This is a genomic window from Streptomyces laculatispora, from assembly GCF_017353455.1.
Classification (GTDB): Bacteria; Actinomycetota; Actinomycetes; order Streptomycetales; family Streptomycetaceae; genus Streptomyces; species Streptomyces laculatispora.
Window position 1 is genome coordinate 1 of record NZ_JAFMPZ010000598.1, and the last position, 6,390, is coordinate 6,390.

General features: G+C 71.7%; 5 protein-coding genes. 4 read left to right on the forward strand and 1 reads right to left on the reverse strand.

What is annotated here, in order from left to right:
* Positions 1-132: 132 nt before the first annotated feature.
* From J1C73_RS31445 to sucD, 3 genes are all read left to right on the forward strand, one after another.
* Positions 133-1,386 (forward strand): vWA domain-containing protein, encoded by a 1,254-nt coding sequence (locus J1C73_RS31445; protein WP_372446768.1) that lies wholly within the window; start codon positions 133-135, stop codon positions 1,384-1,386.
* 262 nt (positions 1,387-1,648) lie between these two features.
* Complete coding sequence (gene sucC, locus J1C73_RS31450; protein WP_123461154.1) at positions 1,649-2,830, forward strand: ADP-forming succinate--CoA ligase subunit beta; 1,182 nt, start codon at positions 1,649-1,651, stop codon at positions 2,828-2,830.
* A gap of 21 nt (positions 2,831-2,851) precedes the next feature.
* Positions 2,852-3,736 (forward strand): succinate--CoA ligase subunit alpha, encoded by an 885-nt coding sequence (sucD, locus tag J1C73_RS31455; RefSeq protein WP_207319350.1) that lies wholly within the window; start codon positions 2,852-2,854, stop codon positions 3,734-3,736.
* A 33-nt stretch (positions 3,737-3,769) separates the two neighbouring features.
* On the opposite strand, the gene J1C73_RS31460 is transcribed toward sucD, so the two are convergent.
* Positions 3,770-5,059 carry a helix-turn-helix domain-containing protein gene (locus J1C73_RS31460; protein ID WP_207319351.1) on the reverse strand — a complete coding sequence of 430 codons (1,290 nt, stop codon included), beginning with the start codon at positions 5,057-5,059 and terminating at the stop codon, positions 3,770-3,772.
* Between the two features lie 125 nt (positions 5,060-5,184).
* Here J1C73_RS31460 and J1C73_RS31465 point away from each other — a divergent pair.
* The coding region (locus tag J1C73_RS31465; protein WP_207319352.1) for a cell division protein PerM at positions 5,185-6,390 on the forward strand (1,206 nt) is incomplete at its 3' end.

Genomic DNA, 6,390 nt, shown 5'->3' on the forward strand with positions numbered 1-6,390 from the left:
CGGCCCCGTACTCGACGGACCGCGGGCGGACGCGGTGCTGCCGGTGCTGCGCCTGCTGCTGGGCCTGGACGTGGACGGGGACGGAGCCGCGGAGGGACACGACCACACCGAGGAACCGCTGGGGGCAACGGGATGACGACGACCAGGACGGACACGACGGCCGTGGCGGACACCCTGGCCGGGACGGACGGGACCGCCGGCGTGCGCGGCGCGGACGACGGTGAACGGCTGCGGCGCTGGCGCATGGTGCTGGGCGCGGACAGCTCGCAGAGCACGGGCTGCACCCTCACCGGACGCGACGCCGCGATGGACGGCGCACTGACCGCGCTGTACGAGGGCGGGAGACAGCCCGGCGGACGGGGCGGCAGCGGCCGCTCGGCAGGACTGGGCGCCTCCGCGCCCTCCGTGGCCCGCTGGCTCGGGGACATCCGTACGTACTTCCCCAGCTCCGTCGTCCAGGTCATGCAGCGCGACGCCATCGACCGCCTCGGCCTCTCCGCGCTCCTGCTCGAACCAGAGATGCTGGAGGCCGTCGAGGCGGACGTCCATCTCGTCGGCACCCTGCTCTCGCTCAACAAGGTGATGCCCGAGACGACGAAGGAGACCGCGAGAGCCGTCGTGCGCAAGGTCGTCGAGAAGCTGGAGAGCCGGCTCACCACCCGCACCCGGGCGGCGCTCACGGGTGCACTGGACCGCTCGGCGAAGGTCAGCCGGCCGCGTCACCACGACATCGACTGGAACCGGACCATCCGGGCCAACCTCAAGAACTACCTGACCCTCCCCGGGGAGGACGGGGCCGGCACGATCGTGCCCGAGCGGCTCATCGGCTACGGCCGCGCGGCACAGTCCGTGAAGAAGGACGTCATCCTCTGCATCGACCAGTCCGGCTCGATGGCGGCCTCCGTGGTGTACGCCTCGGTCTTCGGCGCCGTACTCGCCTCCATGCGCGCCCTGCGGACCAGGCTCGTCGTCTTCGACACGGCCGTCGTCGACCTCACCGACCAGCTCGACGACCCGGTGGACGTGCTCTTCGGCACCCAGCTCGGCGGCGGCACCGACATCAACCGGGCGCTCGCCTACTGCCAGTCCAGGATCACCCGCCCCGCGGACACCGTCGTCGTGCTCATCAGCGACCTGTACGAGGGCGGCATCCGCAACGAGATGCTGAAGCGGGTCGCCGCGATGAAGGCGTCCGGAGTGCAGTTCGTGACGCTGCTCGCCCTCTCCGACGAGGGCGCACCCGCCTACGACCGCGACCACGCGAGCGCACTCGCCGCGCTGGGCGCTCCGGCCTTCGCATGTACGCCGGACCTCTTTCCGGAGGTGATGGCGGCGGCGATCGAGAAGCGGCCGCTGCCCCTGCCGGACAAGGAGGCCCATGGATGACGGGCGGTCGCCCGACCGGTGTGCCCGCGCCGTTTTGTCCACTGCGACCCGGCTACCAGGGCGACCTGTGACCGTAATCACCGCCCAGGTGCGATCTGCGATTTAGGGTCCTGCGGGGCGCGGGGATAACCTGCGAGATGGACATGCCGCGTATTCGGTCACCGTGTGCGCCTTCCTGGTGACAGTCGCAGTCACGTTGCCCCTCGCGGCACGCCCACGCAGAAAACCAACCGCGAGACCATTTGATAAGGGACGGACGCGCGTGGACCTGTTCGAGTACCAGGCGAGGGACCTCTTCGCCAAGCACGGTGTACCGGTGCTGGCCGGTGAAGTCATCGACACGCCTGAGGCAGCCCGCGAGGCGACCGAGCGGCTGGGCGGCAAGTCTGTCGTCAAGGCGCAGGTGAAGGTCGGCGGCCGCGGCAAGGCCGGTGGCGTCAAGCTGGCCGCCACCCCCGACGAGGCGGTCGCCCGGGCGACCGACATTCTCGGCATGGACATCAAGGGCCACACGGTCCACAAGGTGATGATCGCCGAGCTGTCCCCGGAGATCGAGGCGGAGTACTACGTCTCGTACCTCCTGGACCGCACCAACCGCACCTTCCTGGCCATGGCCTCGGTGCAGGGTGGCATGGACATCGAGGAGGTCGCGGAGAAGACCCCCGAGGCCCTCGCGAAGGTCCCGGTCAACGCCGTGGACGGCGTGGACATCGTCAAGGCCCGCGAGATCGTGGCCCAGGCGAAGTTCCCGGCCGACGTGGCCGAGGGTGTCGCCGAGGCCATGGTGACCCTGTGGGACACCTTCGTCGCCGAGGACGCCCTCCTCGTCGAGGTCAACCCGCTGGTGAAGACCAAGGACGGGCGAATCCTGGCCCTGGACGGAAAGGTGTCTCTCGACGAGAACGCCGACTTCCGCCAGCCCGGTCACGAGGCGCTCGAGGACAAGGCCGCGGCCAACCCGCTCGAGGCTGCCGCCAAGGCCAAGAACCTCAACTACGTCAAGCTCGACGGCGAGGTCGGCATCATCGGTAACGGTGCCGGTCTGGTCATGTCGACCCTGGACGTCGTCGCGTACGCCGGTGAGAACCACGGCAACGTGAAGCCCGCCAACTTCCTCGACATCGGTGGCGGCGCCTCCGCAGAGGTCATGGCGAATGGCCTCGAGATCATCCTGGGCGACCCGGACGTCAAGTCCGTGTTCGTCAACGTCTTCGGCGGCATCACCGCCTGCGACGAGGTCGCCAACGGCATCGTCCAGGCGCTCGAGCTGCTCAAGACCAAGGGCGAAGCGGTCACCAAGCCGCTCGTCGTGCGCCTCGACGGCAACAACGCGGAGCTGGGTCGCAAGATCCTCTCCGACGCCAACCACCCGCTGGTCCAGCGCGTGGACACCATGGACGGCGCGGCCGACAAGGCCGCCGAGCTCGCCGCGGCTGCGAAGTAAGGAAGAGGGACTCAGACCACCATGGCTATCTTCCTCACCAAGGACAGCAAGGTCATCGTCCAGGGGATGACCGGCGCGACGGGCATGAAGCACACCAAGCTCATGCTCGCCGACGGCACCAACATCGTCGGCGGCGTGAACCCGCGCAAGGCCGGCACCTCCGTCGACTTCGACGGCAGCGAGATCCCGGTCTTCGGTTCCGTCAAGGAAGCGATGGAGAAGACCGGCGCGAACGTGTCCGTCCTCTTCGTGCCGCCGGCCTTCTCGAAGGCCGCCGTCATCGAGGCGATCGACGCCGAGATCCCCCTCGCCGTCGTGATCACCGAGGGCATCGCCGTTCACGACTCGGCCGCCTTCTGGGCGTATGCCGGCGCGAAGGGCAACAAGACCCGGATCATCGGCCCGAACTGCCCCGGCCTGATCACCCCCGGCCAGTCCAACGCCGGCATCATCCCGGGCGACATCACCAAGCCCGGCCGCATCGGTCTCGTGTCGAAGTCGGGCACGCTGACCTACCAGATGATGTACGAGCTCCGTGACATCGGCTTCTCGTCGGCCGTCGGCATCGGTGGCGACCCGGTCATCGGCACGACGCACATCGACGCCCTCGCGGCGTTCGAGGCCGACCCCGAGACCGACCTCATCGTCATGATCGGCGAGATCGGCGGCGACGCCGAGGAGCGTGCGGCGGACTTCATCGCATCGAGCGTCACCAAGCCGGTCGTCGGATACGTCGCGGGCTTCACCGCCCCCGAGGGCAAGACCATGGGCCACGCCGGCGCCATCGTCTCCGGTTCCTCCGGCACCGCGCAGGCGAAGAAGGAGGCCCTTGAGGCCGCCGGCGTCAAGGTCGGCAAGACGCCGACCGAGACCGCCAAGCTGGCGCGCGAGATCCTCGGCGCCTGACGCCTCACCGCGTCCTCGCGTACGGCCCTGGACTCAGCCCGCTTCGGGAACCAGCCGGGCCGGACCGTGCACGAGCTCCTTGCCGAACTTCTTCCGCAGCTTCTTGTCCTGCGGCGTGAGCTTCCCCGGACCGCCGAGCGGCGGCACCCCGCTGACCTTCTGCGCGGGCGACTGGGGTGTCTCGTACTTCCTCGGGGCGGTGGCCAGCGTGATCAGCGTCAGGCCGATCAGCAGCACGACGAACGCGATGGCCGCCCGCGTCCAGAGCTGCGCCTTGCGTTCGCTGCCACTACGGATCAGCTCCGGGACCGGCAGCGAGGGTGCGGGCTGGGCGAGGGCGAGCGCGCCGAGCTGCTCGTGCAGCAGCGCGGACTGCTCGGCCGGTGCCGACGGCCTCGCGAGCTCGGGCAGCTGCTCGGCGACGGCCGCCCGAGCGGTCATCAGCCGCCCCGCCGCCGCCGGGGTGCTCGCCTCTGTCTCCGCCGCGGTCTCCGGCAGCCCCAGCCCGACTCCGTCGTGGAGCAGCAGCGTGCGGCGGTACGAGGGCGGCAGGGCCAGCAGCGCGTCGAGCAGCGCACGGGGGCCGGGCGCCTCGGGCGGCGGATCGAGGCGGCGGTGCGCGCGGCGCAGCCGGTGCCACGGCGACACCGCGTGTTCGTAGGCGGCCGCGCGTACCCAGCCCACCGGGTCCCGGTCCGCGGCGACCTCCGGCCAGCGCTGCCAGGCGAGGTCGAAGGCCTTGCCCACGGCCTCGCGGGCCAGGCCGCGGCGGCCGGTCAGCAGATAGGTCTGGCGGAACAGCGCGGCGGCGGTGTGCCGGTACAGGGCGTCGAACGCTTCGGCGGGCGAAGGCCCGGTCCCGGCCCCCGAACCGCTGTCTCCGCCGCTGGAACCGGCGGCGGAGACTGCCCAGGAAGGCTCGGAAGCCTCGGCGGGCTCAGAGCCATGAGAGGCAGCAACAGCCTCAGCCTCAACCTCGGCATCAGCGATCTCAGCAGCCGCAGGAGTTACGGCGGAGGCAGTCGGGCGGGCCGCCCGTTCGGCTGAATCCTTCGACCACTTGTCCGGGGTGTCCGGCTTGATGCCATCGGCGGGCGGGGTGGACGGTGCGTCACCCGTTCCGATGAGCCTGGCGTACGCCTCGCGTTTGCGCCCGCGTGGACGGGTGCGGCCCGTCTCCCAGGCCCGGACCGTGGCCCGGCTGACCCCCACAGCCGCCGCGACCTGCTCCTCACTCAGTGACTTCGCCTCCCGCAGCCTGCGACGCTCCTTGGGCGGGGGGAGCGGATGGGTATCTGCCGTGCCGGTCGTGCTCTGTGTCATGAGGGCTCCCCGCCCGGCCTGCGCTGGGTGAAAAAGAACATAAACGCATATTGAGCGACACAGCGGTCATTCGCCCGTTACATGGAATAAGCGCGTGTCGTTGGGAGCATTGCGGGGTGACCCAAGTGACCGAACGCAGCCCGTCGTTGTCGGCAGTGCGGGGACGGCCCGCCGTACTGGCCTCGGCGCTGCTGCGCGGGGCCGTGGCCGCGGGGCTCGGGCTGGGCTCCGTGGCCGTGCTCGTCATGGTCCTCTGGATCAGTTCCCCCGGCGCCGACAGCGGCCCCGGCGAGGCCGTCCACACGGCCGTCGGCCTCTGGCTGCTCGCCCACGGCGCCGAACTCATCAGAACCGACACCCTCACCGGGACCCCCGCCCCCGTCGGCGTGGTCCCCCTCCTGTTCGCCGCCCTGCCGGTCTGGCTGGTGCACCGCGCGGCCAGGGATGTGCTGGAGCCCGACGAAGGGCACGGAGCCCTCTCGCCCGGCGGCGCCTGCGCCCTGGTGACGGGCGGGTACCTGCTGGTCGGGGCGCCGGTCGCGCTCTACGCGCGCGGCGCCTCGCTGTCCGCCGAGCCGCTGTCCCTGCTGTTCCCGGCGGTCCTTGTGGTGGCGGGCGCGGCGGCGGCCGGGGTGTGGGCGGCCTCCGGGCGCCGGCTCGGATCGCCGCCTTCCTGGGCGCCGGTCCGGCTCCACGAGGCGATGGCACGCTCCCGGTTCGTCCGGCGGGCCCGGGTGGTGGGCCGGTCCGCGGCGGCCGGGGTGATGGTCCTGCTGGGTGGTGGCGCGCTCGTGGTCGCGGCGGCGCTGGTGTGGCACGCGGATCCGGTCCAGGACTCGTTCCTGCGGCTCTCCGGAGACTGGGCCGGACGGTTCGCGGTGCTGTTCCTGGCGCTGCTGCTGGTGCCGAACGCGGCGGTGTGGGGCGCCGCGTACGGGCTCGGGCCGGGGTTCGCGCTCGGCACGGCGTCCACGGTCAGCCCGGTCGCCTTCGCGGGCCGCCCGGCGCTGCCGGACTTCCCGCTGCTGGCCGCGGTGCCGGCCGAGGGCGCGGGAACGCCGCTGAACTGGGCGACCGCGGCGGTCCCGGTCGCGGCCGCGCTGACGGTCGCCTGGTTCACCGTACGACGTGCCGCGCCCGCCGACGCTGGGCGCGAGGAGGCGTGGAGCCTGCGGGAGACCGCGTTCACCGCCGCGCTGGGGGCGGTGGGGTGCGGGATCGGCGCCGCGCTGCTGGCGGCGGCGGCCGGGGGACCGCTCGGGACCCGGGCGCTGGCGGAGTTCGGCCCCGCGTGGTGGCTTACGCGGGCGGCGGCCCTGGCGTGGACGGCC

What these genes read in the sequence shown, in the direction of transcription:
- J1C73_RS31460 (WP_207319351.1), bottom strand. Translation starts at nt 5,059, where the DNA reads ATGACACAGAGCACGACCGGCACGGCAGATACCCATCCGCTCCCCCCG.
- sucD (WP_207319350.1), top strand. Translation starts at nt 2,852, where the DNA reads ATGGCTATCTTCCTCACCAAGGACAGCAAGGTCATCGTCCAGGGGATG.
- J1C73_RS31445 (WP_372446768.1), top strand. Translation starts at nt 133, where the DNA reads ATGACGACGACCAGGACGGACACGACGGCCGTGGCGGACACCCTGGCC.